At 74.2% G+C, this 24,168-nt stretch carries 24 protein-coding genes and 1 pseudogene; 10 read left to right on the forward strand and 15 right to left on the reverse strand.

What is annotated here, in order from left to right; all coding sequences use genetic code 11:
* Positions 1-47: 47 nt before the first annotated feature.
* The 3 genes from OG689_RS31980 (at position 48) to OG689_RS31990 (ending at position 1,724) form a co-directional block, all read left to right on the forward strand.
* Complete coding sequence (locus OG689_RS31980) at positions 48-317, forward strand: dsRBD fold-containing protein (RefSeq protein ID WP_266324324.1); 270 nt, start codon at positions 48-50, stop codon at positions 315-317.
* 125 nt (positions 318-442) lie between these two features.
* Positions 443-628, forward strand: a complete 186-nt coding sequence (locus OG689_RS31985; protein ID WP_266324325.1) for a hypothetical protein — start codon at positions 443-445, stop codon at positions 626-628.
* A gap of 703 nt (positions 629-1,331) precedes the next feature.
* Positions 1,332-1,724, forward strand: coding sequence for a transglycosylase family protein (locus OG689_RS31990; protein ID WP_073926505.1), 393 nt, complete (start codon positions 1,332-1,334; stop codon positions 1,722-1,724).
* A 164-nt stretch (positions 1,725-1,888) separates the two neighbouring features.
* Here OG689_RS31990 and OG689_RS31995 read toward each other — a convergent pair.
* From OG689_RS31995 to OG689_RS32030, 8 genes and pseudogenes are all read right to left on the reverse strand, one after another.
* Positions 1,889-2,113, reverse strand: a pseudogene (locus OG689_RS31995) (disulfide bond formation protein DsbA); the annotation flags it as partial.
* A gap of 127 nt (positions 2,114-2,240) precedes the next feature.
* A complete protein-coding gene (locus tag OG689_RS32000) occupies positions 2,241-2,714 on the reverse strand; it encodes a DUF4240 domain-containing protein (protein ID WP_266324326.1) in 474 nt (157 codons plus the stop codon).
* 81 nt (positions 2,715-2,795) lie between these two features.
* Positions 2,796-3,572, reverse strand: a complete 777-nt coding sequence (locus tag OG689_RS32005) for a hypothetical protein (protein ID WP_266324327.1) — start codon at positions 3,570-3,572, stop codon at positions 2,796-2,798.
* Positions 3,573-3,718: 146 nt separating this feature from the next.
* Positions 3,719-4,630, reverse strand: coding sequence for a glutaminase (locus OG689_RS32010; protein ID WP_266324328.1), 912 nt, complete (start codon positions 4,628-4,630; stop codon positions 3,719-3,721).
* 46 nt (positions 4,631-4,676) lie between these two features.
* Complete coding sequence (locus tag OG689_RS32015) at positions 4,677-6,182, reverse strand: MFS transporter (protein WP_266324329.1); 1,506 nt, start codon at positions 6,180-6,182, stop codon at positions 4,677-4,679.
* 193 nt (positions 6,183-6,375) lie between these two features.
* Positions 6,376-7,035: a TetR/AcrR family transcriptional regulator gene (locus OG689_RS32020; protein ID WP_266324330.1), complete on the reverse strand. Its 660-nt coding sequence runs from the start codon at positions 7,033-7,035 to the stop codon at positions 6,376-6,378.
* Between the two features lie 212 nt (positions 7,036-7,247).
* Positions 7,248-7,799, reverse strand: a complete 552-nt coding sequence (locus OG689_RS32025; protein ID WP_266324331.1) for an OsmC family protein — start codon at positions 7,797-7,799, stop codon at positions 7,248-7,250.
* A 174-nt stretch (positions 7,800-7,973) separates the two neighbouring features.
* Positions 7,974-8,678: a hypothetical protein gene (locus OG689_RS32030; RefSeq protein WP_266324332.1), complete on the reverse strand. Its 705-nt coding sequence runs from the start codon at positions 8,676-8,678 to the stop codon at positions 7,974-7,976.
* 358 nt (positions 8,679-9,036) lie between these two features.
* Here OG689_RS32030 and OG689_RS32035 point away from each other — a divergent pair, with 358 nt between their 5' ends.
* On the forward strand, positions 9,037-9,822 hold the full coding sequence (locus OG689_RS32035; protein WP_266324333.1) for a VOC family protein: 786 nt from the start codon (positions 9,037-9,039) through the stop codon (positions 9,820-9,822).
* Here OG689_RS32035 and OG689_RS32040 read toward each other — a convergent pair.
* Together OG689_RS32040 and OG689_RS32045 are read right to left on the reverse strand one after the other, a co-directional pair.
* Positions 9,806-10,549: a hemerythrin domain-containing protein gene (locus OG689_RS32040; protein ID WP_266324334.1), complete on the reverse strand. Its 744-nt coding sequence runs from the start codon at positions 10,547-10,549 to the stop codon at positions 9,806-9,808. The two genes, OG689_RS32035 and OG689_RS32040, sit on opposite strands and share 17 nt — an antisense overlap.
* Before the next feature lie 238 nt (positions 10,550-10,787).
* Complete coding sequence (locus OG689_RS32045; protein WP_266324335.1) at positions 10,788-11,372, reverse strand: TIGR03086 family metal-binding protein; 585 nt, start codon at positions 11,370-11,372, stop codon at positions 10,788-10,790.
* Between the two features lie 432 nt (positions 11,373-11,804).
* Between OG689_RS32045 and OG689_RS32050 the strand changes: the two genes are divergently transcribed.
* Positions 11,805-12,203, forward strand: coding sequence for a peptidoglycan-binding domain-containing protein (locus OG689_RS32050; RefSeq protein ID WP_266324336.1), 399 nt, complete (start codon positions 11,805-11,807; stop codon positions 12,201-12,203).
* A 133-nt stretch (positions 12,204-12,336) separates the two neighbouring features.
* Here OG689_RS32050 and OG689_RS32055 read toward each other — a convergent pair whose 3' ends face one another.
* Complete coding sequence (locus tag OG689_RS32055) at positions 12,337-13,098, reverse strand: protein phosphatase 2C domain-containing protein (protein ID WP_266324337.1); 762 nt, start codon at positions 13,096-13,098, stop codon at positions 12,337-12,339.
* Between the two features lie 201 nt (positions 13,099-13,299).
* Here OG689_RS32055 and OG689_RS32060 point away from each other — a divergent pair, with 201 nt between their 5' ends.
* From OG689_RS32060 to OG689_RS32075, 4 genes are all read left to right on the forward strand, one after another.
* Complete coding sequence (locus OG689_RS32060) at positions 13,300-14,406, forward strand: LLM class flavin-dependent oxidoreductase (RefSeq protein WP_266324338.1); 1,107 nt, start codon at positions 13,300-13,302, stop codon at positions 14,404-14,406.
* 35 nt (positions 14,407-14,441) lie between these two features.
* The gene (locus OG689_RS32065) at positions 14,442-15,056 is read left to right on the forward strand and encodes an FMN reductase (RefSeq protein WP_266324339.1); all 615 of its coding nucleotides are present in this window, start codon (positions 14,442-14,444) and stop codon (positions 15,054-15,056) included.
* Between the two features lie 405 nt (positions 15,057-15,461).
* Positions 15,462-16,616, forward strand: coding sequence for a Dyp-type peroxidase (locus OG689_RS32070; RefSeq protein WP_266324340.1), 1,155 nt, complete (start codon positions 15,462-15,464; stop codon positions 16,614-16,616).
* Positions 16,613-17,422: a family 1 encapsulin nanocompartment shell protein gene (locus tag OG689_RS32075; RefSeq protein ID WP_266324341.1), complete on the forward strand. Its 810-nt coding sequence runs from the start codon at positions 16,613-16,615 to the stop codon at positions 17,420-17,422. The genes OG689_RS32070 and OG689_RS32075 overlap by 4 nt, the downstream gene beginning before the upstream one ends.
* Here OG689_RS32075 and OG689_RS32080 read toward each other — a convergent pair.
* The 3 genes from OG689_RS32080 to OG689_RS32090 all read right to left on the reverse strand — a co-directional run bounded on the left by OG689_RS32080 (position 17,394) and on the right by OG689_RS32090 (position 21,201).
* Positions 17,394-18,392: a helix-turn-helix transcriptional regulator gene (locus tag OG689_RS32080; protein ID WP_266324342.1), complete on the reverse strand. Its 999-nt coding sequence runs from the start codon at positions 18,390-18,392 to the stop codon at positions 17,394-17,396. The two genes, OG689_RS32075 and OG689_RS32080, sit on opposite strands and share 29 nt — an antisense overlap.
* Positions 18,393-18,969: 577 nt before the next feature.
* The gene (locus tag OG689_RS32085; protein WP_266324343.1) at positions 18,970-19,470 is read right to left on the reverse strand and encodes a hypothetical protein; all 501 of its coding nucleotides are present in this window, start codon (positions 19,468-19,470) and stop codon (positions 18,970-18,972) included.
* Between the two features lie 171 nt (positions 19,471-19,641).
* Positions 19,642-21,201: a M1 family metallopeptidase gene (locus OG689_RS32090; protein ID WP_266324344.1), complete on the reverse strand. Its 1,560-nt coding sequence runs from the start codon at positions 21,199-21,201 to the stop codon at positions 19,642-19,644.
* Between the two features lie 250 nt (positions 21,202-21,451).
* On the opposite strand from OG689_RS32090, the gene OG689_RS32095 reads away from it, so the two are divergent.
* Positions 21,452-22,705, forward strand: a complete 1,254-nt coding sequence (locus OG689_RS32095) for an SUKH-4 family immunity protein (RefSeq protein WP_266324345.1) — start codon at positions 21,452-21,454, stop codon at positions 22,703-22,705.
* 457 nt (positions 22,706-23,162) lie between these two features.
* Here the strand turns inward: OG689_RS32095 and OG689_RS32100 are convergent, their stop codons facing one another.
* Positions 23,163-24,134, reverse strand: a complete 972-nt coding sequence (locus OG689_RS32100) for an NAD-dependent epimerase/dehydratase family protein (RefSeq protein ID WP_266324346.1) — start codon at positions 24,132-24,134, stop codon at positions 23,163-23,165.
* Positions 24,135-24,168 lie beyond the last annotated feature (34 nt).

Below are 24,168 nucleotides of genomic sequence, written 5' to 3' on the forward strand. Positions count from 1 at the left end.
GGCACCCGGCGCACCCTGGAAGTGGTATCCGCTGGAGGTGGTCCGCCATGCAGACTCTCGTCGGTTGGCACATCGAGATGGAGTTCCGCGAGGAAGGGACGAGGACGGCCGCGGCCGCCCTGCTCAGGCTCGCCGACGGCTCGGAACTCCGTGCCCACGGTTTCACCAGCCGCCACCCCGCTGACTCGGAGCAGATGCGGGTCGGCGAGGAGATCGCGGCGGCCCGGGCGCTGAACGACCTGGCATCCCAACTGTTGACCAAGGCGCACGCCGAGATCCAGAGCGGCAGCACCGTCCCGACGCATCCGCTGATGTGACAGCGCCCGGCCCCGCGCTCCGCGCCCGGCTGCCGGTCGTGCCGCTCGCAGCAGTGGTGCCGGCGGGTCTCCGCCGAACGGTCGCGGCCGCACGCCCGGACGTGGGCCCGGTGGGAGGTGGTCCCATGGAACGAATCCCGCTGATCTGTCCGCGGTGCGGGCAACCGCAACGTGTCGTCCCCGGCGGCGACCGGGTGGTCCGGGTCGTGCACGCGGACACCGGCCGTGCGGCCTGCGGGTCGGACGAGGCCGAGTCCGGCGCCGAGTCCGGCTGGTCGTCCTCGGACGGCCGGGCCGGCCCCGAAGGCTGACGCCGGACGGGCGCGCCGCCCTTCGCCGTCGGGCTGGTACGCCTCGGTCGGCAGGCGCGCCCGGCCCGACGACCCCCCGGCCGAGGCTTGCCCGCCCGGTCCGACCCTGCGGCCCGGTCCATCTCCTGCGGGGTCCAACGGCTCCGCCCCCACCGGCCGGTGGGGGCGGAGCCGTTCTGCGTGCGGGACTTGGTCGGCCGGGGGTGGGGTTTTGGTGGCTGGGGGTGGTGGTGTGGTGGCTGGGGGTGGTGGTTGTGGTGGGGGTCACTGTGGTGGGTGGGTGTGGGGGTGGGTTGTTGGGCGGTGGGTGGGGTGGTGGTGACGGTGGGTGGATGGTGTGGGTGGGGTCACAGGGGGTGTGGTGTGAGCGGGGGCACTCGGGGGCTTGTTGGATCATGGATTTGGGGTGGTTTCGGGTGGTTCCGGGCGTTTTTTCTTGATCGGTACGGCCGGTAACGGGCCTGTGGCCTGGGGGAACGTGGAATTGCTTGATGTAAACCTGGTGGGTCCGTAGCTTCGTTGTTGTCGGTGCAACGAGCACCGCCCGGGTTCATCCCGCAGCACGGCCCCGCCGGGTTCTTCCGGCACGGTGCGTCCCTGACGTCCGGTGGTCGTCGCTCGTCCAGTCGAGGCGTTGGAAGTCGTAGGCCCTTCACGGGGTCCGGTTCCGCATGCCTGCCCGGGGTTCTGGAGAGGACTGTGCATGATCTTCCGTAACGAGACCGCCGCTGCCACCGCCAAGACCGCCGTCAAGCGCAACCGGGTGCGGACGGCTCTGATGGCGGGTGCCGTGCTGGCCCTGCCGGTGGCAGGCCTCGTCACGGCCACCTCCGCCTCCGCCGCGCCGGCGTCGACCTGGGACAAGGTCGCGCAGTGCGAGGCGACCGGCAACTGGGCGATCAACACCGGCAACGGCTTCTACGGCGGCCTGCAGTTCACCTCCTCCACCTGGGCGGCGTTCGGCGGCACCGCCTACGCCCCGCAGGCCCACCAGGCCACCAAGGCCCAGCAGATCGCCATCGGCGAGAAGGTCCTCGCCGCCCAGGGCCCCGGCGCCTGGCCCGTCTGCTCCGTCAAGGCCGGCCTCACCAAGTAAGCACCACCCCCGGCGGCAGCCGAAGAGGGGCCCTGCCCCGCTCTCACGAGCGGGGCAGGGCCCCTCTTCCGCGTTCCACCCCGGCCTTCGGGCAGTGCAGGTGCAGCCGGCGGACCGCCGGTGCGTCCCGCCGTCGGGGCCACGCCATGCCCGGGACCGTACGCTCAGCCGAAGTCCAGGCCGCCGGTACGGCTGCGCTTCAGCTCGAAGAAGGTGGGGTGGCCGGCCAGCAGGCGCACGCCCTCGAAGATCCGGACCGCCTCCTCGCCACGGGGTATCGAGGTGAGGACCGGGCCGAAGAACGCGGCGCCGTCGATGTGCAGGGTGGGCGTGCCCACCTCCTCGCCGACCGGGTCCATGCCTTCGTGATGACTCTTGCGCAGGGCCTCAAAGTCGACTCGGTTGGTCACCCGCCCGAGACCAGACTCCGGGTGGACCAGGCTGAAGAGCCATTCGGAGCCCGGAACCTTGGGCCAATCGTGCAGCCGGATGCGTGCTTGGCGGCCGTCCCGCGGATCAGAACTGCCGCACCACTTCGGGCCAGCCGGCCGCGTTGGAGCAGGACTCGTAGTCGAACTCGGTGACGACGTCCCATTCCTCGCCGGTGACCTCCTCGTACGCCTCCCGGGCCAGGTCGAGCAGGTTCTCGCCGTGCAGAGTGGTGGCGGTGTGCGGGGCGAACCGGGCGGGATCGGCCAGTACCGCCTCGTACTCCCCCCGCCCGGCCGCGACCACCGCACACCGGGAGTAGAGGAAGGAGTCGTCGGACTGCGCGAAGGGCTTCCCCGGGCTGCTCATGTCGATCACCGGCAGCACCCCGAACTCGCGCCGGTCCAGCCGGTACAGAGCCTGCGCCAGGCGCTCCTCGAAGTCGACGATCCTGGCGGGCGGCACCTCGGCCAGCGCCTCGGCCAGCGGCGTGTCGTAGTCGCAGCAGCGCCGGTCGCCCAGCAGGTGGATCAAGGTCCAGAAGTCGTCCCAGGTCATCATGGGCGGCATTGTGTCCGCTGCCTCGGACAATCGGACCCGGGGTGTCGCCGAACGCGATGCCGGACCGGGCCGCCGCCCCCGTCAGCAGCCCACCCGGCTCGACGGCGGAACGAGGGTCGCGTCGATGGCGCGGTCGGCCTTCACCTTGACGGTGGAGGCGCCGTGATCGAGCGTCGAGGCTTCGAAGCGGAGCGAGTCCGGCAGCTCCTCGTCGGTGATCGGGTCCCCGAGATGGACGACGGTGAGGGTGCCCCGGCAGGTCTCCGGGGCGGGCGGACGGCTGCCGATCACGGTGCCCGCACCCAGGGTGAGCGCCAGCGGTGTGGTGCTGATCAGCTTGTACGTGAACTCGGCCTCCGCGCTCGACGTGCGCGTGCTGGTCGGCACCCCGGGGTACGGGGTGCGGCTCGGGAAGCCGGGGATGCCGGTGCTCCAGTCGCCGGGGTTGAAGGTGGGCCTGCCTCCGCCGACCACCACGACCCAGAAGTGGGTGACGTTCACGTACAGGGTCTTGCACGGCCGATGGTCGACGGACGGGTTGTAGTGCACCCCGTCGTACGAGGTGTGCAGGCCGTTGAGCCCGCCGCTGTCGCTCGGCAGCTTGGCCAGGTAGTCGTGCAGCTGCTGCTGGCCGAAGGCCGCGGTGTCGGTGCAGTCCGCGACCGGCGGTGGGGTGTGGCTGACAGTCGGCGACGGGGAGGGACTGGGGGAGGGGGAGGGGTCCGGGCTCTGCGCGGAGGCGGACGCCGACCGCCCGGCGTCCGCCGACGCGTGGCCGGGGTCGGAGCCCGAGCAGCCCGCGAGGGCCAGCAGCGAACAGGCCAGCAAGGGCCCCGTGCTCCGCCAGGACCACCGCATGCCCGCTCCTTCGCCGTCGCCGCGCCACCTGACGTACCGTCACCTGATGGTGGCAGAGGATCCGACGACGCGCAGCGTAACGGCGGAACCACCCGACGGGCGCTCGGGGGGCGAGCGGCGGGGTCCGGGAGACCGGCGGGGACGCCTCAGAAGACCGACCAGCCGGTCGCGGTGGTGAAGGCGTCCAGTGCGGCGACCGCGCCGATCGAATTGCCGGCCGGGTCGAGGGCCGGGCCCCAGGCGCAGAGGGTGCCGCGGCCGGGCACGACGGCCAGGATGCCGCCGCCGACGCCGCTCTTGCCGGGCAGGCCGACCCGGTAGGCGAACTGCCCGGCCGCGTCGTAGGTGCCGCAGGTCAGCAGGACGGCGTTGATGCGCTTGGCCTCGCTGCGGGTCAGCAGCCGGGAGCCGTCGGCGCGCAGTCCGTGGCGGGCCAGGAAGAGCCCGGCGAGCGCGAGGTCGCGGCAGCTCGCGGTGAGCGCGCAGTGGTCGTAGTAGTGCTGGAGGACGGTGGCGACCGGGTTCTCCAGGTTGCCGTAGCTGGCGATGAAGTGGGCCAGGGCGGCGTTGCGGTGGCCGTGCTCGGCCTCGGAGGCGGCGACCACCGAGTCGCTGTCGAGCAGCGGGTTGCCGGACTCGGCCCGCAGGAAGTCCCGGACGGCGGCGCGGGCGTCGCCGGTGAGGCTGTGCAGCCGGTCGGTGACGACGACGGCGCCGGCGTTGATGAACGGGTTGCGCGGGATGCCGTGCTCGGTCTCCAACTGCACCAGCGAGTTGAACGGGCTGCCGGAGGGCTCGCGGCCCACCCGCCGCCACAGGTCGTCGCCGCCGACGGCGAGCGCCAGGGAGAGCGTGAAGAGCTTGGAGATGCTCTGGATGGAGAAGGGCTGTTCCCAGGCTCCGACGCCGTGCACCTCGCCGTCCACGGTGGCCAGCGCCAGCCCGAAGGCGGCGGGGTCGGCGGCGGCGAGCGCCGGGATGTAGTCGGCGACCCGCCCGGTGCCGAGCACCGGACGGGCCGCTTCCATGGCCTGGTTCAACTGGTCCTGAAGATCCACCAGGCCATTGTGCACTCGGCCGCCGCTGTCGCGGCCGGGGGCGGGATCAGTGCGCGAGCACCGGGATGGCGTTGAGGTCCTCGTCGCTCGCACCCTTGCCGACCGGGGCGCCGCCCTGGTGGCCGGTGTTGATGAGGGTGAAGGCCAGGCCGGCGGCCAGCACCAGGATGCCGAACGACCACCAGATGGCGGTGGAGAACCCGTGCACCATCGACTGCAGCTGCAGGGCCTGCGGCGAGCCGCCGGCCGCGGCGTGCGCGGTGAGGTAGGCCGTGGTGGCGCTGGCCGCGATGGTGTTGAGCAGCGCGGTGCCGATGGCGCCGCCGACCTGCTGCGAGGTGTTCACCATGGCGGAGGCGACACCGGCGTCGCGCGGCTGGACGCCGTGCGTGGCCAGGCTCATGGCCGGCATGAACGCGGTGCCCATGCCGAGGCCCATCAGGACCAGACCGGGCAGGATCAGCGCCGGGTAGGAGCTGTCCGTCTTGATCTGGGTGAGGATCAGCATGCCGACCGAGGCGACCAGGAAGCCGGGGGCCATCAGGTAGCGCGGGGCCACCCGGGTCATCAGGCGGGCGCCGATCTGGGTGGAGCCGGTGATCATGCCCGCGACCATCGGGAGGAAGGCCACACCGGTGAGCACCGGGCTGTAGTCGAGCACGACCTGCAGGTAGTACGTCAGGAAGAGGAACAGGCCGAACATGCCGATCACGGCCAGGCCCAGCGACAGGTAGACACCGCCGCGGTTGCGGTCCAGGATGACGCGCAGCGGCAGCAGCGGGGCCTTGACCACGCGCTCGACCACCACGAAGGCGGCCAGCAGGACGGCGGCGGCCACGAACAGGCCGATGGTGAGCGGCGCGGACCAGCCGTCCGACTCGGCGCGGGTGAAGGCGTAGACGAGCGAGACCAGGCCGGTGGTCACCAGCAGCACGCCGGGGATGTCCAGGCGGTTGCGGTTGCGGCCCTGGGCGGGCTCGCGGATCACCATGACGGCGCCGAAGGCGGCGATGATGGCGAACGGGATGTTGACGAAGAAGGTCCAGCGCCAGTTCATGTACTCGGTGAGCAGGCCGCCGAGGATGAGGCCGATGGCACCGCCACCGCCGGCGATGGCGCCGTAGATGCCGAACGCCTTGGCGCGCTCCTTGGCCTCGGTGAACATGACCGCGAGCAGCGAGAGCGCCGCGGGGGCGAGCAGGGCGCCGAACACACCCTGCAGGGCGCGGGCGCCGAGCAGCATGGCGGTGTTGGCGGCGGCGCCGCCCAGTGCGGAGGCGAACGCGAAGCCGGCCAGGCCGACCACGAAGGTGCGCTTGCGGCCCCAGAGGTCGGCGATCCGGCCGCCGAACAGGAGCAGCCCGCCGAAGGCGAGGGCGTACGCGGTGATGACCCACTGGCGGTTGCCGTCGGTGATACCGAGGTCGCGCTGGGCGGACGGCAGGGCGATGTTCACGATCGTCGCGTCGAGCACGACCATCAGCTGGGCGAGGCCGATGAAGATCAGCGCTTTCCAGCGCCGGGGATCGGGCTGCAGGGCTGTTTCGGGCATGGGGGTACTCACTTTGCGGTGCGTGGCTTGCAAACTCAGGGCAGTTGGCGTGCGGAACCCTCACCGCGCCGGGCTGTGCTCCGGCGGGCGTGTTCCGACAGGTCGGGCTGGGCGGTCGCCGGTGGGCGGTCCGCGGGACGGGCTTCGGTGGTCAGGGGCCTGAAACGACCGTCAGGCGTCGGGTCGGCGGGGGTCAGGCGCCGGGTGTCGCGTCGGTGTGGTGCTGGAAGTCCTCGAAGGTGATCGCCCGGCCGGGCAGGGTGCTCGGGGCCGGTGCCCGCATGCCGTCCAGGAACAGCTGCAGGTGGCGGTGGACGAAGTCGGCGAAGTTCAGGCAGGTGGAGCCGGGGAGCGGTCGGGTGAGCTGGCTGATGGCGACGAAGACGTCCCCGGCGCCGACGTCCGCGCGCAGCGCGCCCGATCGTCGGGCGCGGTCCAGCAGCTCGGTGACGGTGCCCTCCAGCCGCGAGCGGGCTTCCACCAGCTCGGGGTCGAACGGGTCGAAGCGTCCGGAGATCATCGGGCACAGGGCGCCGAGCTTCTCGTCGGCGGCCGCGTGCACGAAGTCCTGCAGGGCGTCGAACGGGGCCGCGTGGTCCGCCAGGGCGGCCTCGGCGTGCGCGACGATGCGGGTCTTCACGTGGAGGACGACGGCCCGGAAGAGGGCCGCGCGGTCCGGGAAGTTACGGTACAGGGTCGCGTTGCCCACTCCCGCACGCTTGGCGATCTCGTCGAGCGGGGCGTCGGCGCCGTGCTCGACGAAGGCCTCGCGGGCCGCCGTGATGATCCGCTCCCGGTTGCGTGTGGCGTCCGCGCGCAGTTTGGGCGGGCGCGGTGCAGCGGTGACGGTCACGGTCTGCTCCTCTCGGGTTCCGGGGAAAGCTTCCCCGTTTCGTCCTTCAGAAGAGCAAACGGGGAGTTGGTCCCCAGAAATTTCACGACGCGATGTGATCTGGGTCACATCGCGTCGTGGGTGTCCCGATGGGTGTCCCGGTGGGGTCGGAGCCGGTCGGGAGGACCACGGACGTGGCCGGCGACCCGGGCCGTCCTCCTCGCACGGGGGGCTCAGCGGGCGGCAGCGCCCGCACGCACCGTGAGGGCGTGCTCGGACCGGACCATCCGCAGCATCGGGCAGCGCTCGTCGGCGGCGGCGAGCAGCGCCTGGGCGGCCTCGGAGGTGAGCGGGCCGCGCAGGTCGACGGTGGCGGTGAGGTCGTACGGCACCGGCGGCGCGTCGGTCGGGACCTCGAAGAAGCGGGCGTCGTTGTTGCGGGCGGTGACGGCGACCTCCACCCGGTCCAGCGGCAGCCCGTCCAGCGCCGCGATGCACAGCACGGTGTGGGTCAGGCAGGTGCTGATCACCGCGCAGAGCAGTTCCGGCGAGGAGGGGCCGAGTCCGAAGCCGCCGATGTCCGGGCCGCCGTCCCCGACGAAGGACCAGTCGCCGACCCGTACCTTGCGGACCCCGGTGGCGTCGTCGGCCACGCAGACCGCGCCGATCTCCTCCTCCCAGTCCTCGCTCGCGGGCCGGCGTCCGGCGGCCGCCCGCATGGCGGCGCCCTTGTCGCGCAGGTGCTCGGCGAGCCCGGGCCGACGCGGTTCCGGTGTGATCGTCATGCCGGGCAGCGTACGGGGCGGGGCGGGCCCCGAGGGTCGATTTCGAACAGCCCGGCCGGCGCATGGGCAGGCGCAGTCCGGCGCGGGCGCCGGCGGCGGCTCGCGAGGCCGGGGCGTACGGGCCTCGCCGGGCCGCCGCGTGCCGGGCCCCGGGTGCGGTGGAGGGCTGGCGGGTCAGTGCTTCGAGTGCCGGCCGCGCCGGGCAGCGCCGCCGCCGCCGGCGGCGGGCGTGCGGCCGGCGGCCAGCCGGGCGACCAGCGCGGCCGTCAGCAGCAGCCCGGCCGGCACCGCGATGTTCAGCATCTGCCGGATCCCGTCCGGATCGTGCAGGGTGTCCAGCGGCAGGCCGATCCGGCCCAGCAGGTAGAAGGAGTCGTAGGTCGCCGCCAGATAGGCCACCGCGCCGAAGAGCAGCGCGAAGGCGAGCAGCGGCAGACTGCGTTCGCCCGCCGCGAGGGCCAGCACGGTCACCGCGACCAGCAGGACCGGCGTGGCCCCGTTGAACAGCAGCAGCTCGGCCGTCTCCAGCAGCGCCGACGGCCTGCGGAACCCCTCCCAGTGGGTGGCCGTCAGCCAGGCCGTCCCGCCGGCGAAGGCGGTGGCCGCCAGCAGCGCCGGCACCAGCCGGCCGAGCGTCCCGGCCCGCCGGTACCGCCTGATCAGCAGGAACCCGCCGATCAGCATCGCCAGCAGGGCGTACGCCTCCAGCAGCCGCGGGCGCGGGAGTTGGCCGACGGTCAGCAGGCCGCTCGGGGCGGAGACGCCGATCGAGCAGCCCGCGTCCGCACAGGCGGACCCGGCCGTCAGGTACAGCGGTAGGGAGAGCAGCAGCAGCCCGCCGAACACCGCCAGAGCGAACCAGTACCGTCGCGTTGCCATCCGAGCCGCCCGTCCGTCGCCTGGAGACCCTGCTTTTCGGCCGATTCTCCTCCGGCTGTCAAGCCCCGGCGGCCGCCTTGCCGGGCTCCGCCGAAGCGGCCGGAAGCCCTTGCCCGTCGGGGCAGTTGGGCGTCGCCGCCGGACCACGGGGAGTGATCGGACGGACACCCGGCCGGCCGCCGGCCGGCGGGGCGGTGTCCGCGCGCGGTCCGGGTGGCGACGCGGTGAGAGGTACGGGCAAGGCGCGTGCCGTGCCGCGCCGGGACCGGTCGGTGACCCTAGGCTGAGGGCGGCGGGCGGCTCGGCGGCCGCCTGTTGCCGGGACCGGCCCGGCGCCGGGTCGAGGAGGTACCGCGAAATGGGCAGCCGAACCGCCAGCGTGCGATGCGTGCCGGCCGCGCCGTGCTGGGTCAGCCTGATGGCGCGCGACCTCGACGCGGCGCAGGCCTTCTACGGGCAGTTGCTCGGCTGGGACTTCGAACCCGGACCGGACCGCTTCGGCCCGTACGTGCACGCGGTGGTGGAGGGCGAGGCGGTCGCCGGCCTCGGCGTGTCCGGCAGCGGCTGGATGATGCCGGTGGCCTGGACCGGCTACTTCGGGACGGAGAGCGCGGACACCGCGGCCGACGCGGTGCGCGAGCGCGGCGGGACGCTCGCGGTGGGGCCGCTGTCCTTCGACGCGGGCCGGGTGGCCTTCGCGGCCGATCCGGCCGGGGCGGTGTTCGGCATCTGGGAGGGCCCGCCCGGCCCGGACCGGCAGCTGGCCCTGCCCGGCTCCCCGGTCTGGATCGAGCTGCGCACCCCCGACCCGTTCGCCGCCGCCCTGTTCTACGGCGAGGTGTTCCGCTGGGACGACCGCGACCCGGCGCACTTCGAGGTCCGGTACGAGCACGAGCGGGTGGTGCTGCGGGTGGAGGGCCGCAGCGTCGCCGCGCTGCGGGCGGAGAAGGCCGCCGGGCCGGTGGGCACCCCGCCGCACTGGGAGATCTCCTTCTCGGTGGCGGACGCCGATGCCGCCGCCAAGCTGGCCGAAGGCCTCGGCGGCGGACTGGTCGGGCCGGTGTTCGACACCCCGTACGGCCGGGTGGCCCGACTGGTGGATCCGGAAGGCGGCCGGTTCGCGGTGATCAGCTCTCCGGCGTAGCCGCCGGTGCGGGCGGCGCGGCCGGTGCGGGCGTGGCCGCCGGCGCGGCCGGTGCGGGCGGTTCCAGGGGCGGGAGCGCCCGGCGGCCCTCCCGCAGCCGTTCGCCGAGGGCGGCCAGCAGTTCCGCGGTCATCGCCTTGCGGACGGCGGGGAAGAGTCGTTCGTCCTCCTCGGCCAGATGGGTGTGGACGGCGCTGCCCAGGCCCTCCAGCAAGGGGGCGAACGCCGGGTCGCCGGGGGACAGCCCCTGCAGGTCGGTGAGGTACTGCCCGATCGCCAGGTGGTCGGCGAGGCTGGTGAAGACCAGCGACCCGCCGTCCGGCACCTGCTCGTGGACGGCGGGGAAGAGGTACTCCTCCTCCTCGGTGCAGTGGCTCAGCAGCAGGTCGGACAGCCCCTCGACGAGCGCCACCACGCCCGGGTCGGCCTCCGCACCCGGTACGGCACCCGGTACGGTGCCCGGGTCGCCGCCCGCGTCGGCGTCCGGGGACGCGCCCGCGCCGTCCGGAGCCGTGGCCCCTTGGGACACGGCGGCCGGCTCGGCCTGCGGCGGTGCTTGCGGTGTTCCAGGCCGTTCCGCGTCCGGCGGCCCGGCGGCGGGCGGTGCGGCCGCGCCGCTGCCCGCGCCGGCGCGGTTCGGCGCGGCCTTCTCGATCCGCGCGAGCAGCTCCGCCACCGCGCGGTGGTCGGCGCTGAGCTCGTCCACGACGTCTGCCCTGCGGCTCATGGCTCGCCTCGTTTCGGTTCGCCCCATCACCTCGGCCGGCCCGGTCCGCCGCGGAAGGTGTCCGCTGAGCGGGTCGGGTGTATCCAGTATCCGGCGTCCGCCGGGTGAGTGTGCTGCGTTCGCGCGGGCCGGGCGCGGCCGCCGGGGTCGCCGCACGGCCGGCGGGGGTGCCCGCGGGCCGGATCCGGGCGGGCCAGGGCGGGCCAGGGCGGTGCCGCCGGCCGGGGGAGCGGCCCGGTCAGGGGCCGACCCCGCGTCCGGTGAGGGCGAGCAGTCGGGTGAGGGTGCTCGCGCCGTCCGGCACGGGCAGGGCGGGGGCGAACAGGCCGGTGGTGGCGAGGTCGCCCCAGCTGTCGATCTCGGTCAGCGCGAAGTCCACCAGCTCGTCGGAGAGGCCGGGGTCGGCGTCGAGGCCCCGGGCGAGGTCCCAGGTGTGCACCACGGCGTCGGCGATCAGCTGGGCGCAGTAGCTCGTCGCGGGGACGTCGCCGAACGAGAGGTGCACGGTGACGTCGGCCGCCCCCGGCACCCGGAAGGCCTCCTCGGCGGCTTCCGCGGCGTTCTGCCAGAAGGCGGCCGGGTTCTCGTCCAGCACGTCCCCGTCGAACCGGGCGCCGACCTCGGCGACGGTCGACCCCATCAGCAGTTCGGGGACCCAGAGCTGTTCGGCGGTGAGGTGGTTGACGAGGTCCCGGACGGACCACTCGGAGCACGGGGTCGCGGCCGGCCACTGGTGCGGGGTGATCAGGCGCACGTGGTGGCCGAACGCCTCAAGGGCCTTCGGGAACAGGCGCAGCACCGGCGCCTCGGGTCGTTCGGACATGCCTCCAGCGTGCCCCTGATCGTGGTGCGTTGCCCGTCGGGCGGCGGCCCCGCGGGGGCCGGCGGCCGGACCGTCCCGGCGTGAGGTTGGTGGCGTGTCGGCCGCCCGTTGGTGGGCGCGGGCAGGATCGGGGACACGGAGCGCGGCCGGCGTGCCGAGCGGGGGCTGCGGCCCCCGGTAGCACCGCGATCGCTCCTCCCGGGCGATCGCCGGCCGGTGCGGGTCGGCCGGCGGGCACCGTGGGCCGCGCTCCTGGCCCGCCCGTGGCGCTCAGGGCGGACAGGCCCGGCGGGCGCTCGTGGGCCCGGCTTCGGCGCCCCTGGCCGCCGGGTGTTGGCGGCCTGTTGGTCGTCCGTTGGCGGCACCGGCCACGATCGCGGCCGAGGGTTCGACCGCAGCCGGAGGAGAGGTGGGCCCGTGCAGGGAAGTCGGGTGGGCAGTCCCGCCGGGAGTGAGCAGCAGAGGGAGCCGGGCAGGTTCCGGCGGACCGGGACGCTCGCCGTCGCTGTGGGCCCGGTGGCCCTGGCCGCCCTGGGAGTCGCGGCCCGCCCGTCCCGCGCCGGACACCAGCTCTGCCTCGGCCGCACGGGCGGCGCCGTCGAGCTGCTCCAGACCGCGCTCAACAGCTGGTTCGACACTCCCCTCGTGGTGGACGGGGACTTCGGTCCGGCCACCCGGGGCCGGGTGGCCGAGTTCCAGCGGAGCCAGGGCCTGGAGCCCGACGGGGTGGTCGGGCCGCGGACGGCTGGCAGGCTGCTCTGGATCGACCTGCGTCTTCCGTTCGGCGGGTGCCGCGACTACACCCAGGACAGCGCCGCGCCGGTCTGCTGAGCCGCCGCCGGGTCTCGCCCGCCCGCCCCGGACGGGGCCGCTCCCGAGCGGGGCCACCGGCGGACGGGTTCACTCGTGGGCAGGCTCACTCGCGGACGGGTTCACTCGTGGGCAGGCTCACTCGCGGACGGGTTCACTCGCGGACGCGGACCAGGGCGAGGGTGATGTTGTCCGGCCCGCCGGCCTCGATCGCGGCTTTCCACAGCTCGAACGAGGCCCGGGCGTCGGCCCGTTCGGCATCCTCGTGCGATGCGGCGAGCAGCCTGGCCAGCTCCTCCTCCGGTACCGGGTCGGTGAGGCCGTCGCTGCACAGCAGGAAGCGGTCCCCGAGGCTCAGCGGCCGGCTGCTGACATGCGGCCGGACGACGGTCAGGGCGCTGGATCCACCGAGGGTCTGGGTGACCAGCGAGGTGGTACGCCGCCCGGGTTCGAGGGGCGGGCTGTCGTCCACGCTCAGCCGCAGCAGTCCGTCGCCGGTCACCCGGTAGGCCCGGCTGTCACCCACGTTGAAGGTGATGACCGCCTCCGCGAGCAGGACGACCCCCGCCACCGTCGTCCCCATCGCCGTCAGCTCCGGGGCCGCCCCCGCCGCCTCGAACACCGCCCGGTTGCAGGTGTGCAGGGCGTCCTCGACGGCCTCCTCGCTCCCCAGTGCCGGTCCGGCCGCCGCCAGCCGCCGGACCACCAGCGCACTGGCCACCTCGCCGCCCGGGTGGCCGCCCAGTCCGTCCGCCACCGCGATCACGCACGGTTCGGGCCCCAGCGGGAACAGCAGGGTCTGGGGGTTGCCGGTCACCGTGGCGCAGAGCGTCCAGGGCCCGGCCACCAGGCTGTCCTCGTTGTGCTCCCGGATCAGCCCCTCATGACTCAGCGCACTCACCGCGATGTAGGGCATCGCCTCTCCGCCCTTCCGGGTCGGTCGTCGCTTCCCTCCATTGTGGGCGCGCCCGCCGCCGGGGCGCCCGCCGTATTTCCCGGCCGGGGCGGGGAGGTGGCGCCCCGGCCCGGGGGTGGACCGGGAATAGCGCGGGAAGGCGGGGTGCTACAGTGGTTGAAGTTTCAATGACATGGGATGTGGTGAGCAGTGGTGAGCAGCATGCAGTTCGGAATCTTCACCGTCGGTGATGTCACGCCCGACCCCACCAGTGGCCGGACGCCGAGCGAGCACGAGCGGATCAAGGCGATGGTGGCGATCGCCCTGAAGGCCGAGGAGGTCGGGCTGGACGTCTTCGCGACCGGCGAGCACCACAACCCGCCGTTCGTGCCGTCCTCGCCGACCACCATGCTCGGCTTCATCGCCGCGCAGACCGAGCGGATCGTCCTCTCCACGTCCACCACCCTGATCACCACCAACGACCCGGTGAAGATCGCGGAGGACTTCGCGATGCTCCAGCACCTCGCGCAGGGCCGGGTCGACCTGATGATGGGGCGTGGCAACACCGGGCCGGTCTACCCGTGGTTCGGCCAGGACATCCGCCAGGGCATACCGCTGGCGATCGAGAACTACGCACTGCTGCACCGGCTGTGGCGTGAGGACGTGGTGGACTGGGAGGGCCGCTTCCGCACCCCGCTGCAGTCCTTCACCTCCACCCCGCGCCCGCTGGACGGCGTCCCGCCGTTCGTCTGGCACGGATCGATCCGCAGCCCGGAGATCGCCGAGCAGGCCGCCTACTACGGCGACGGCTTCTTCGCGAACAACATCTTCTGGCCCAAGGAGCACTTCAAGAAGCTCGTCAACCTCTACCGCGAGCGCTACGCGCACTACGGCCACGGCACCGCCGAGCAGGCCGTGGTGGGTCTGGGCGGGCAGGTCTTCATGCGCCGCAACTCCCAGGACGCGGTACGGGAGTTCCGTCCGTACTTCGACAACGCGCCGGTCTACGGCCACGGGCCGTCGCTGGAGGAGTTCACCGAGCAGACCCCGCTCACCGTCGGCAGTCCGCAGGAGGTGATCGAGAAGACCCTCGCCTTCCGCGAGACCTTCGGCGACTACCAGCGCCAGCTGTTCCTGATGGACCACGCCGGCCTGCCGCTCAAGACGGTCCTGGAACAGCTCGACCTGCTGGGCGAGGAGGTCGTCCCGGTGCTGCGCAAGGAGTTCGCCAAGGGCCGGCCGGCCGAGGTCCCGGACGGTCCCACCCACCGGGCCCTGGTCGCCCGGCACGCCGCCGAGGCCGCGCCGGCCGCCGGCAGCACCGTCTGACCCGACCCGAGCACGGAAGCAGAGAGGTGAGCACCATGAACACCCTGAAACTCGTGGCCGTCTCGGCCGGGTTGAGCAAGCCCTCCTCGACGCGCCTGCTGGCGGACCGTCTCGCCGCTTCCGCCGCCCGGCAGTTGGGGGCGGACCGGGTCGAGGTGCAGGTGATCGAGCTGCGGGACCTCGCCACCGCGATCGCGAACAACTTCGTCACCGGGTTCCCCGGCGCGGCGCTGCGCGAGGCCGTGGAGGCGGTGGCGCGGGCGGACGGCGTGATCGCGGTGACGCCGATCTTCACCGCCTCCTACAGCGGCCTGTTCAAGTCGTTCTTCGACGTGATCGACAACGACACGCTGGCGGGCAAGCCGGTGCTGATCGCGGCCACCGGTGGGACGGGCCGGCACTCGCTCGCGCTGGAGCACGCCGTCCGGCCGCTGTTCAGCTACCTGCGGGCGATCGTCGTGCCGACGGCCGTCTACGCGGCGACGGACGACTGGGGCAGCGGCGGTGACGCCCACACCGACGAACTGCCGGCCCGGATCGACCGGGCGGCGGGGGAGCTGGCGGGCCTGATGGACCGCCGGCCGGCGGTTCCGAAGCAGGCCGAAGCGGTGGTCCCGTTCGCCGAGCAGCTGGCGGCGCTTCGGGTCTGACGGCGGGCGGTCGACCTGTCGCCCGGGCGTCCGCCCGCTCGCCCCGGCGTCCGACGGCGCCCTGGCGTCCGACCCTCGCCCCGGCGGGGGCGGGACTGCCGCCCGGGACGATCGGGTACGGGCCCGCGGAGCGCGTCCGGCGGCCGGGCTGGTCCGATCGGGTGCCGCGGTGTCCGGCCGGCGCTGACGGCCCCGCTCGGGCCGGCAGACCCGGGCGGACGGGCCCGTTGTGACCGCAGGCACCGCGCGGCGGGCCACCCGCCCGCCGGGGGCCGCCCGCAGGCGCCGTCCACCCTGGTCCCGGCGCCGCGACAGCGGTGGCCGGGACGAAGGCGCGACCGGATACTCGGTCGAAGGGCCGCCGTGACCCGTGGCCCGTCGCCGAACCCCAGGACTTGTGCTGCCATGACGCCGCCCGCGGGCCAGCCGGCCCAGCCCTCCGACGACCGGCCCGCGGCCGCTGCCACCCCGCCCGCCGCCGACCCCCAGGCCGTGCTCAGCCCGCTCACCAGCGCCGCCGTGTTCCTGGTGGCGGTGGTGGCCCCCGGGGGTGAAGCCGCCGTCCGGGACCTGCTGCCCGAGCTGGCCGGGCTGCGCCGCTCGGTCGGCTCCCGGGTCCCCACCGCCGGGCTGACCTGCGTCACCAGCGTGGGTGCGGCCCTCTGGGCGCGGATGTTCGCGGGCCCCCGCCCGGCCGGTCTGCACCCCTTCCAGGAGCTCGTCGGCGCCCGGCACCGGGCCGTCTCCACCCCGGGCGATCTGCTGCTGCACATCCGCGCCGACCGGATGGACCTCTGCTTCGAGCTGGCCGCCCAGGTCGTCGACCGGCTGGCCGGCGCCGCCAGGGTGGTGGACGAGGTGCACGGCTTCAAGTACTTCGACGAGCGGGACCTGATGGGCTTCGTCGACGGTACCGAGAACCCGGCCGGCCGGGCCGCCGAGGAGGCCGTCGTCATCGGCGCCGAGGACCCGGACTTCGCCGGCGGCAGCTATGTGGTCGTGCAGCGCTACGTCCACGACATGAAGGCCTGGAACGACCTGCCGGTCGAGGAGCAGGAGCGGGTGATCGGCCGCACCAAGTCCGCCAACATCGAGCTGGACGACGAGGCCAAACCCGCCAACTCCCATGTGGCGCTCAACACGGTGAACGCCCCCGACGGCTCGCAGCTGCAGATCCTGCGCGACAACATGCCGTACGGGACGGTCGGCCGGGGCGAGTTCGGGACGTACTTCATCGCCTACTCCCGTACCCCGGCGGTGACCGAGGAGATGCTGCGCAACATGTTCCTCGGCAAGCCGCCGGGCAACTACGACCGCATCCTGGACTTCTCGACCCCCGTCACCGGGTCGCTCTTCTTCACCCCCACGGCCGCCCTGCTCGGGGATCTGCCCGGGCCGCCGGCCGAGGAGGCGCGGGACCGGCACCTCGCCGGTCCGCCGCCCGCGCCGGACCTCGCGCCGGACCCGGCGTCCGTACCCGAGCGCGAGCCCGCGCCCGTACCCGCCGGCGCGGACGGCTCGCTCGGCATCGGCAGTCTGAAAAGGAGCACCGTCCGATGAACAACCTGCATCGCGAACTCGCCCCGATCTCCGCCGCCGCCTGGGCCGAGATCGAGGAGGAGGCCAGGCGCACCTTCAAACTGCACGTCGCCGGGCGACGCGTGGTCGACCTGCAGGGCCCGGAGGGCGAGACCCTGGCGGCGGTCGGGATCGGCCATCTGGAGGACATCGCCCCACCGGTCGAGGGCGTCAGCGCGCACGCCCGGCGCTCGAAGCCGGTGGTGGAGCTGAGAGTGCCGTTCGCCGTCGACCGGCGGGCCGTGGACGACGTCGAACGCGGCGCCAAGGACTCCGACTGGCAGCCCGTCAACGACGCCGCACTCACCATGGCCCGGGCCGAGGACCGGGTGGTCTTCGACGGCTACCGACCCGCCGCGATCGCCGGTATCCGGGAGAGCTCGTCCAACCCGGCGCTCACCCTGCCGGCCGACGTCCGGGACTACCCGAACACCGTCAGCCGCGCGCTGACCGCGCTCCGGCTGGCCGGCGTCAACGGCCCGTACTCCCTGCTGCTCGGCGCCGAGGCCTACACCGCCGTCAACGAGACGTCCGACCACGGCTACCCGGTGCACAACCACCTGGCCCGGCTGCTCGACGGCGAGATCATCTGGGCGCCCGCGATCGAGGGCGCGCTGCTGCTCTCCACCCGGGGCGGCGACTACGAACTGCACCTCGGCCAGGACCTGGCGATCGGCTACCACGCGCACGACGACGACAGCGTGCAGCTCTACCTGCAGGAGTCGCTGACCTTCCTGATGTACACGGCGGAGGCGGTCGTCACCCTCGACCAGAGCGGCCCGGCCTGACCTCGGAGAGGTCCTCCCCGACCGCCGGGAGCGCCGCGCCGGCCACCCGTGCGGTCACCCGGGCGGCGTCCTCGGCGGTCACCGGGGTGAGCAGCAGGACCAGCGCCGACGGGTCGTCGACCGGCCGGAACGAGGACAGCGACAGCCGGACCGGCCCCGCGCCCGGCAGCTCCACGGTGACCGTACGGGCGGTCAGCTCCGCGACCGATCGGCAGCCCCACCAGTGCCGCAACTCCGGTACGTCCTGGTCGAGGCAGTCGTACAGTTCGGCCGTGCGCGGGTCGGCGACGGCCGGGCCGGCCTGGGCCCGGAAGTGCTGGAAGACGTTCATCGCCAGCGGCTCCCAGTCGTGCACGGCGTTCCGCAGCCGCCGGTCCGCGACCATCAGCCACATCAGGTTGCGCCGCTCCGCGGAGACCGCCTCGGGCGCGCCCCACACGGCGCTCCAGGCGCAGTTCCAGGCGAGCAGGTCGAAGTAGCGGTCCAGCAGCACCGCCGGGCCGGCCGGCCAGGAGTCCAGCACCGGCCGGACGGCCGCGCCGAGCGCCGCGCGGGCGCCCGCCCCGGTCGGCGGACCGGCCGGTTCGTGGAAGCCCGCCAGCCGCAGCGCGTGCCGCCGCGCGAGCGGGTCCAGCCGCAGGGTACGGGCGACCGCCTCCAGCACCTGCCGGGAGGCCGCCACCCGGCCCTGCTCCAGCCAGGTGTACCAGGCCAGGCCCACCCCGGAGAGCGAGGCCACCTCCTCCCGCCGCAGGCCCGGGGTGCGCCGTCGGGAGGACGCGGTCAGGCCGACGTCGGCGGGTTTGAGCAGCTCGCGGTGGGCCCGGAGGAAGGCGCCGAGCTCCTGGCCGTGTGCGGGGGCCGGGGTGCGAGCGGTGGCACGGGCCGTCGGGGCGGTCGGGGTGCGGGCCGGACTCCGGGTCGGGTTCGGGGTGCGGGTGGGCGCCGGGGCGTCGGGGCGTTGCGGCAAGGCGGGGCGTTCCCATCGAGGGTGGCTGAGGTCGCGCCCGGTACGGCGCGAGGGGTACGACGGCGCGGCTCGCCGTGCCATGAGCCGCCGTCAGGCCGGGGCCGCTCCCGAGCCCGCAGGGCTTCGGACCGGCCGAGGCGCGTGGTGGCCGAGAGGGTGGCCGGTCGGGTGGCCGGCGCATGGCCTGGGGGCGTTCCGCGGCGGCGTTCCGGGGCGACGTTCCGTGGACGGTCAGTGCCCGCCGCGGGCGGGACAGCGCTCGTCGAAGCACCTGCGGTGCCACGAGCCGCCGATGCCGACCAGGGTGAAGTCGGTCCGCCAATCTGCCATGCCACCAGCCTATTTGGGCGCTCCGGCGCAGGTCAAGGATGGCCCGGGGGGTGAGCGGCCGGCGCCGATCCGGATCCTTCGTCACAGCGGCCGGCGGCCCTGCGAACCGCACCGGTGCTGCCCCGGCCGGGTCCGGCGGCCGGCTGAGCCGTGAGCCCTGAGTGGTGAGCCGTGAGTCCTGAGCTGTGAGTCCTGAGCTGTGAGCCCGGCCCGGTCGGTGCCGGGCCCGGTACGGGAGGCGGCCGGCTCAGCGCCGGCCGGCGCCCGCGTCCGGCCCGGCGAGCATCGTGGTGAGGGCCTGGACCTGGGCGTCCCAGTCCTCGGCGGCGACCCGGCGGGCCTCCTGCCCCTGCGCGCAGGGGTTCGCGGTGCTCTGCGGCAGGGTGGCGGCGAGGTCCAGCCGCAGCGGCAGTTCCCGTCCGCCCCGGGCTCGTTCCAGCGCGAGCACCTGGTCGTTGGTGACCGCCATCGACAGCGCGGCCTCGGCCGCGCCGCCGGCGGGGGCCAGCGGTACCACGGTGGGTGCGAGGAGCCCGATCCAGTGCGGGCCGCTGCCCAGGTGCTCGGCCCATGCCTCGCCTCCCAGGTGGACGTGGTTGCAGCCGCTGGACGCCACGACGGTCTCGACCCGGAGGCGGAAGGTCAGCCGGTGCACGCCGAGCCCCGGCAGCAGGGCGACCGACCGCGAGCTCTCCGGTGCGCCGATCCGCAGCCGGCCGCCGTCGGCGAATCGCAGGTCCAGAACCATCGGTCTTCCTCCGTCACGGCGGGTCCGGCCCCGACCGGGGCTGCGGCGGCCAGCGTAGTGCCCCGCCCGCCGCCGGCCGCACACCACCCTCCGCCGGCGCCCGGACCTGCGCGGCCCCGGGGGAGGGCGGTACGCCGTCCCTTCCTCGCGGGCCCGCCAGGGGCCGTGCTCTCAGGAGCCGGCGGCCGCGCCCGCCGGCACCCGGTCGACCGTCCAGTCCGGGTGCCCCGGCATCGGCGGGGTGTGGTCCCCGTAGAGCCAGGCGGTGAGGAAGCCGCGGAGGTCCTGGCCGGTGATCCGGGAGGCCAGTTCGACGTAGTCGGCCGTCCCCGCCGGCCGGTCGCGGTAGCGCTCGACCCAGGCCCGTTCCACCGCCCGGAACGCCGGGTCGCCGACCTGCTCGCGCAGCGCGAACAGGACCAGGGCGGAGCCGTCGTACCGCATCCGCTTGAAGAGGGCGGGCTCGGTCGGCGCGGCCGGCGCGCCGTAGTCCCGGCGCCAGAGGTCGTGGGCCTGGTAGGCGGCCCGCATGGTCTGTTCGAAGTTCACGCCGCCGTGCTCCTCGGAGTACAGCCGTTCGTAGAAGCGTGCGTGGCCCTCGCTGAGCCAGAGGTCCGACCAGGCCTTGAGGCCGACGCTGTCCCCGAACCACTGGTGGGCCAGCTCGTGCACCAGGTCGCGCTCCGCGTCGACCTGGCTGCCGAGCAGGTCGGCCTCGGGGAGCAGCGACAGGGTCTGGGTCTCCAGCGCGACGCCGAGGTCGGTGTGCGCGGCGAGGACGCCGTACGTGCCGAACGGGTACCGGCCGAGGCGCTGCTCCAGCCAGGCCAGGTGGCCGGGGGTGAGCCGGCGGTACGGCTCCACCCGGTCGACCAGGTCGGTGGGGATCACGTCGCGCAGCGGCAGCCCACCCGGGCCGGTGCCGGTCAGCACGGTGAACCGGCCGATGGCGACCTGCACCAGCTGGGTCGCCATCGGCTGCCCGGACTCGTAGCTCCACCGGACCTGGTCCGCGCCCACCTCCCGGCGCCCCGTCAGGGTGCCGTTGGCGACGGCGGTCAGGTCGCGCGGGGTGGTGATGTGGAAGGTGAAGGGCGCCCGGCGGCTGGGGTGGTCGTTCGCCGGGAAGATCATCTTCGCGCCGTTCGGCTGCGGGTAGAGCACCGTCCCGTCCGGCGTCGGGATCCAGCCGTAGTCCTCGATCGCGTCGTCCCGGTGCCGCAGCTGCGTCGGATCCGCGGTGTACTCGACCCGGACGCTGAACGGCCGCCCCCGCCGGACCGCCCGCTGCGGGGTCACCACCAGCTCGTCCCCCTCCCGCGCGGTCGCGGCCGGCCGGCCGTCCACCAGGACCCGGCCGAGCAGGTTCCCGGCGAAGTCCAGGTCGAACCGCGACAGCGACTGTGTCGCCACCGCGTCCACGGTGGCCACCGCGGGGAACGCCGTCCGTGGCGCCGACCAGTCGAAGTCCAGGGTGTAGTGCCGGACTTCGTAGCCGCCGTTCCCGTCCAGCGGAAACAGCGGATCGCCCAGCCCCGCCGCCCCCGCGGTCGGCGCTCCGCCCTCCTCGGCCGCCGCCGCTCCGGGCGCGCCGAGGGAGGCGGCCAGCGCCAGCACGAGCCACAACGGGACGAGCGCCCGCCGCAGCCGACGCGCCCGGCGGGCCGCCGGACTGCGTGGCGCCGTCGACGCTTGGTCAAAGCCCTTGCCGTCACTGCCCCGAGCGGCCATCCGAACCTCCCTGTGCCCCGCCGGCGAGGCCGGTGGCGATGCGTACACGGAAGGCTACCTCCGGTCACTGACAGTCGGCCAGGAGGACGGCGGCCGGGACAGGCCCCGAGGCCGGCACCGCCGGCCCGCCCGTCCGCAGGCTGCCGATAAGGTCGTTCGTCGGGCGGGGTGCCGGGCCGGCTGCAGCCGGCGGGTACGGCCCGCCCGCCCGGCACCGGTGGGGCCGAGGCCGAACGAACGGGGCGGAGCGATGGACGAGCGGTTCGGGACGACGGCCGAGGACCTGACGGCGTGGTGCGGGGAGCATGCCGTCGCACGCGTCCCGTCGGACCTGCTGCCCGAAGCGCTGACGCACGCGCCGAGCCGGCATTTCCTCGTCGAGGCCGGACTTCCCGCGGCCGAGGGCGGGTTGAGGCTGCTGGAGGGCGCCGGGTCGGGGCTGCCGACCTTCGCCGAGATCGGCGGGGCCGACCAAGTGCCGGGCGGTGGAGGGCTGCTGGTCCTGGGAACCACGGAGGACCGCAATGCCGAGGTGGTGCTGGACATGGCGGACGGCAGGGTCTACCTCGCGGCCCCCGGCCGTGGCGGTGCGCCGCTGCTCGACCTGCTCGCCTCCGACCTCTCGAGGCTGGTCGGGTTGATCCGCGAGGTGGCGGCGCTGACCCGGGCGGCTCGTGATCCGGCGGTCCTCGACGGGGCACGCGGCCCGGAGATCGCACGCGTGGTGGCGGAGGTGGCGGAGGACCGGATGCGCGCCGTCGATCCCGAGGTCTTCCACCCGCTCGGCCCGGCGCCGCACTGGAGCACGGCTGTCCTGCTGGCCTCCCTGGGGTGGGGAGCGCGGCCGGGCGGCCCGGGCGAACTCGCCCATGTGCTGACGCCGGAGCTGGTGGCCGACCTCATGGAGCCGGACGACGACGAAGGCGAGGACGAGGGGGACGTCACGGTGTACCGCTTCTCGTCCGAGGAACTGCCGCCCGAGCTCACCCATGAACCGACCCGGCGCCTGCTGGCGGAGGTCGGCCTGCCGGTCGGGTACGAGTTGTTCCAGGCCGGGGGCGGGCCGCTGCGCCCCCTGGCACAGGCCCGGCCCCGGTGGTTCGAGGCGCTGTCCGAGGAGCCGGAGACCTCGGACAGCCCGCGGGCCGCAAACCGTGACCGGCTGTACTTGGGCACCCTGGGGGCGGACATCCCGATTGCGCTGGACGGCGCGACCGGGCGTCTGGAGGCGCTCGGCACCGGCGACGGCATCCCGTACGGGTACCTGAACCAGGACGTCTCGGCCTTGCTCCACGTCTGCTGGATCATCGAGACGCTCACCCGGGAACGGTCCCGCTGGGAGTACGAACCCCCGGTCGAGTGGCAGGCCTTCGACGTCCAGCAGACGCTGCGCTGTGCGGTGGACACCTTGGTGGAGGCCGTCGACCCGCCGGCCTTCGCGCAGCGGACCCACCCCTGGCGCACCCTCGCCGAGGACCCGTGGACGCAGGGGCTGATCAACTGACCGCGCGGTCGGCCCCCGCCCGCGCGCCCGCCGGCCGCGGGCGGAGGCCGTCCCGTCCGCGTGTCACCGAGGCGCGAGGCAGGGCAGGCAGCCGGCCGCGCCCCGCGTCCGTGCGACCACCGGGTCTGGTCCTGGCCCAGCGCTTGGCTGCCAGTTCTGCTCGTCCGGTCTTCTTACAGCCCGGCGTGCCACGGAATCCGGAGGCGTCCGGAAGAGCCCGAACATCTTGGCGGACATGTCGTGCGGACGATCCGGTTCCACCGAATTCGCGGGCGAAGCTCTGTCGGGCGGCCGCCTTTCGACGACGGCGTGCCGTATCGCCACTTGCCGGGAGGGAGTCGAACGGAAATGACGGCGTTCCGTTTTCGTGGTGCCGAGCGGCCGTCGAAGTCGGGCGCCGGACCGGCCGAACGGATTCGGTGGAGGTCGCGCGGCCTCGGCGCCTCCTGCCGGTGACTCACCCGTTGGGGGCCTCGCCGCGGTGTCGCGCCAGCGCCGCCCGCTCCTCCTCCGGGGTGAATCCGCTCTGCAGCGGCGGCTCGCCGCGTCCGCGGTCCCAGGCGAGGACGTCGGCGGCGGTCACCGCCAGCGGGGTGGCGGGCAGGCCGGCCGACCGGGCGCGGGCCGAGCTGCGTTGCTGAGTTGGCCAGTTGTCCCGTACGAGGGGGAAGAAGGGCGCCACGCCGTCGGGCGAGACCGGCACGATCTCCACCTGGGTGCCGGCGACCTGCGCGCAGGTCCGGATCAGCCCGCCGAGGGTGACCGGCTCGGCCGGGCCCACCGCGTTGTAGGCGCCCGGGCGGTCGTCCGCGAGCAGTTGCACCACCAGGCGGGCGAGGTCACGGGAGTCGACGATCTGGACGGGCTGGTCGGCGTCGCCCGGCAGGGCGACCCGGCCGCCGCGGGCGGCCCGGCGCACCCAGTAGGTGAACATGTCGGAGGGGTCGTGCGGGCCGGCCACCTTTCCGGGCCGTACGACGGTCGCCCGCGGGCCGTAGCGGGCCACCACGTCATCCTCGCAGGCCACTTTGAGCGGGCCGTAGGTCTCCTCGACGAGCTCCTCGGTGTCGCGTACGGGGGTACGCCGCGGCGCGTCCTCGTCGGCGCCGGGCCCTACGCCGCTGCGCCGGTAGACCGCGTTGCTGGAGATGAACAGGTAGCGGCCGACCCGGTCGGCCAGTGCGTCCATCGCCCGGCCGACGTGACGTGGGACGTAGCCGCTGACGTCCACCACCGCGTCCCAACGGCCCTGGCCGAGCGCGGAGTAGTCGTCGGTGTCGCGGTCGCCGGCCAGTCGGGTCAGGCCGGGGAACAGGCCGGTCCCGGTTCTGCCCCGGCCGAAGAGGGTGACGTCGGCCCCGCTCCGCAGCGCGTCCTCCACCACGGCCCGGCCGACGAACGACGTACCGCCCAACACAAGAATTCGCATGGTTCCCGACCCTAGTCACGTCCGGCGGTCGGGC

The organism is Kitasatospora sp. NBC_00240 (genome assembly GCF_026342405.1).
Taxonomy (GTDB): Bacteria; Actinomycetota; Actinomycetes; order Streptomycetales; family Streptomycetaceae; genus Kitasatospora.

Bases quoted from the DNA above. Each gene is read 5' to 3' on its own strand.
- OG689_RS31980 (WP_266324324.1), top strand. From the start codon at position 48: ATGCAGACTCTCGTCGGTTGGCACATCGAGATGGAGTTCCGCGAGGAA.
- OG689_RS31985 (WP_266324325.1), top strand. From the start codon at position 443: ATGGAACGAATCCCGCTGATCTGTCCGCGGTGCGGGCAACCGCAACGT.
- OG689_RS31990 (WP_073926505.1), top strand. From the start codon at position 1,332: ATGATCTTCCGTAACGAGACCGCCGCTGCCACCGCCAAGACCGCCGTC.
- OG689_RS32000 (WP_266324326.1), bottom strand. From the start codon at position 2,714: ATGATGACCTGGGACGACTTCTGGACCTTGATCCACCTGCTGGGCGAC.
- OG689_RS32005 (WP_266324327.1), bottom strand. From the start codon at position 3,572: ATGCGGTGGTCCTGGCGGAGCACGGGGCCCTTGCTGGCCTGTTCGCTG.
- OG689_RS32015 (WP_266324329.1), bottom strand. From the start codon at position 6,182: ATGCCCGAAACAGCCCTGCAGCCCGATCCCCGGCGCTGGAAAGCGCTG.
- OG689_RS32025 (WP_266324331.1), bottom strand. From the start codon at position 7,799: ATGACGATCACACCGGAACCGCGTCGGCCCGGGCTCGCCGAGCACCTG.
- OG689_RS32030 (WP_266324332.1), bottom strand. From the start codon at position 8,678: ATGGCAACGCGACGGTACTGGTTCGCTCTGGCGGTGTTCGGCGGGCTG.
- OG689_RS32035 (WP_266324333.1), top strand. From the start codon at position 9,037: ATGGGCAGCCGAACCGCCAGCGTGCGATGCGTGCCGGCCGCGCCGTGC.
- OG689_RS32040 (WP_266324334.1), bottom strand. From the start codon at position 10,549: ATGAGCCGCAGGGCAGACGTCGTGGACGAGCTCAGCGCCGACCACCGC.
- OG689_RS32045 (WP_266324335.1), bottom strand. From the start codon at position 11,372: ATGTCCGAACGACCCGAGGCGCCGGTGCTGCGCCTGTTCCCGAAGGCC.
- OG689_RS32055 (WP_266324337.1), bottom strand. From the start codon at position 13,098: ATGCCCTACATCGCGGTGAGTGCGCTGAGTCATGAGGGGCTGATCCGG.
- OG689_RS32060 (WP_266324338.1), top strand. From the start codon at position 13,300: ATGCAGTTCGGAATCTTCACCGTCGGTGATGTCACGCCCGACCCCACC.
- OG689_RS32065 (WP_266324339.1), top strand. From the start codon at position 14,442: ATGAACACCCTGAAACTCGTGGCCGTCTCGGCCGGGTTGAGCAAGCCC.
- OG689_RS32070 (WP_266324340.1), top strand. From the start codon at position 15,462: ATGACGCCGCCCGCGGGCCAGCCGGCCCAGCCCTCCGACGACCGGCCC.
- OG689_RS32075 (WP_266324341.1), top strand. From the start codon at position 16,613: ATGAACAACCTGCATCGCGAACTCGCCCCGATCTCCGCCGCCGCCTGG.
- OG689_RS32085 (WP_266324343.1), bottom strand. From the start codon at position 19,470: ATGGTTCTGGACCTGCGATTCGCCGACGGCGGCCGGCTGCGGATCGGC.
- OG689_RS32090 (WP_266324344.1), bottom strand. From the start codon at position 21,201: ATGGCCGCTCGGGGCAGTGACGGCAAGGGCTTTGACCAAGCGTCGACG.
- OG689_RS32095 (WP_266324345.1), top strand. From the start codon at position 21,452: ATGGACGAGCGGTTCGGGACGACGGCCGAGGACCTGACGGCGTGGTGC.
- OG689_RS32100 (WP_266324346.1), bottom strand. From the start codon at position 24,134: ATGCGAATTCTTGTGTTGGGCGGTACGTCGTTCGTCGGCCGGGCCGTG.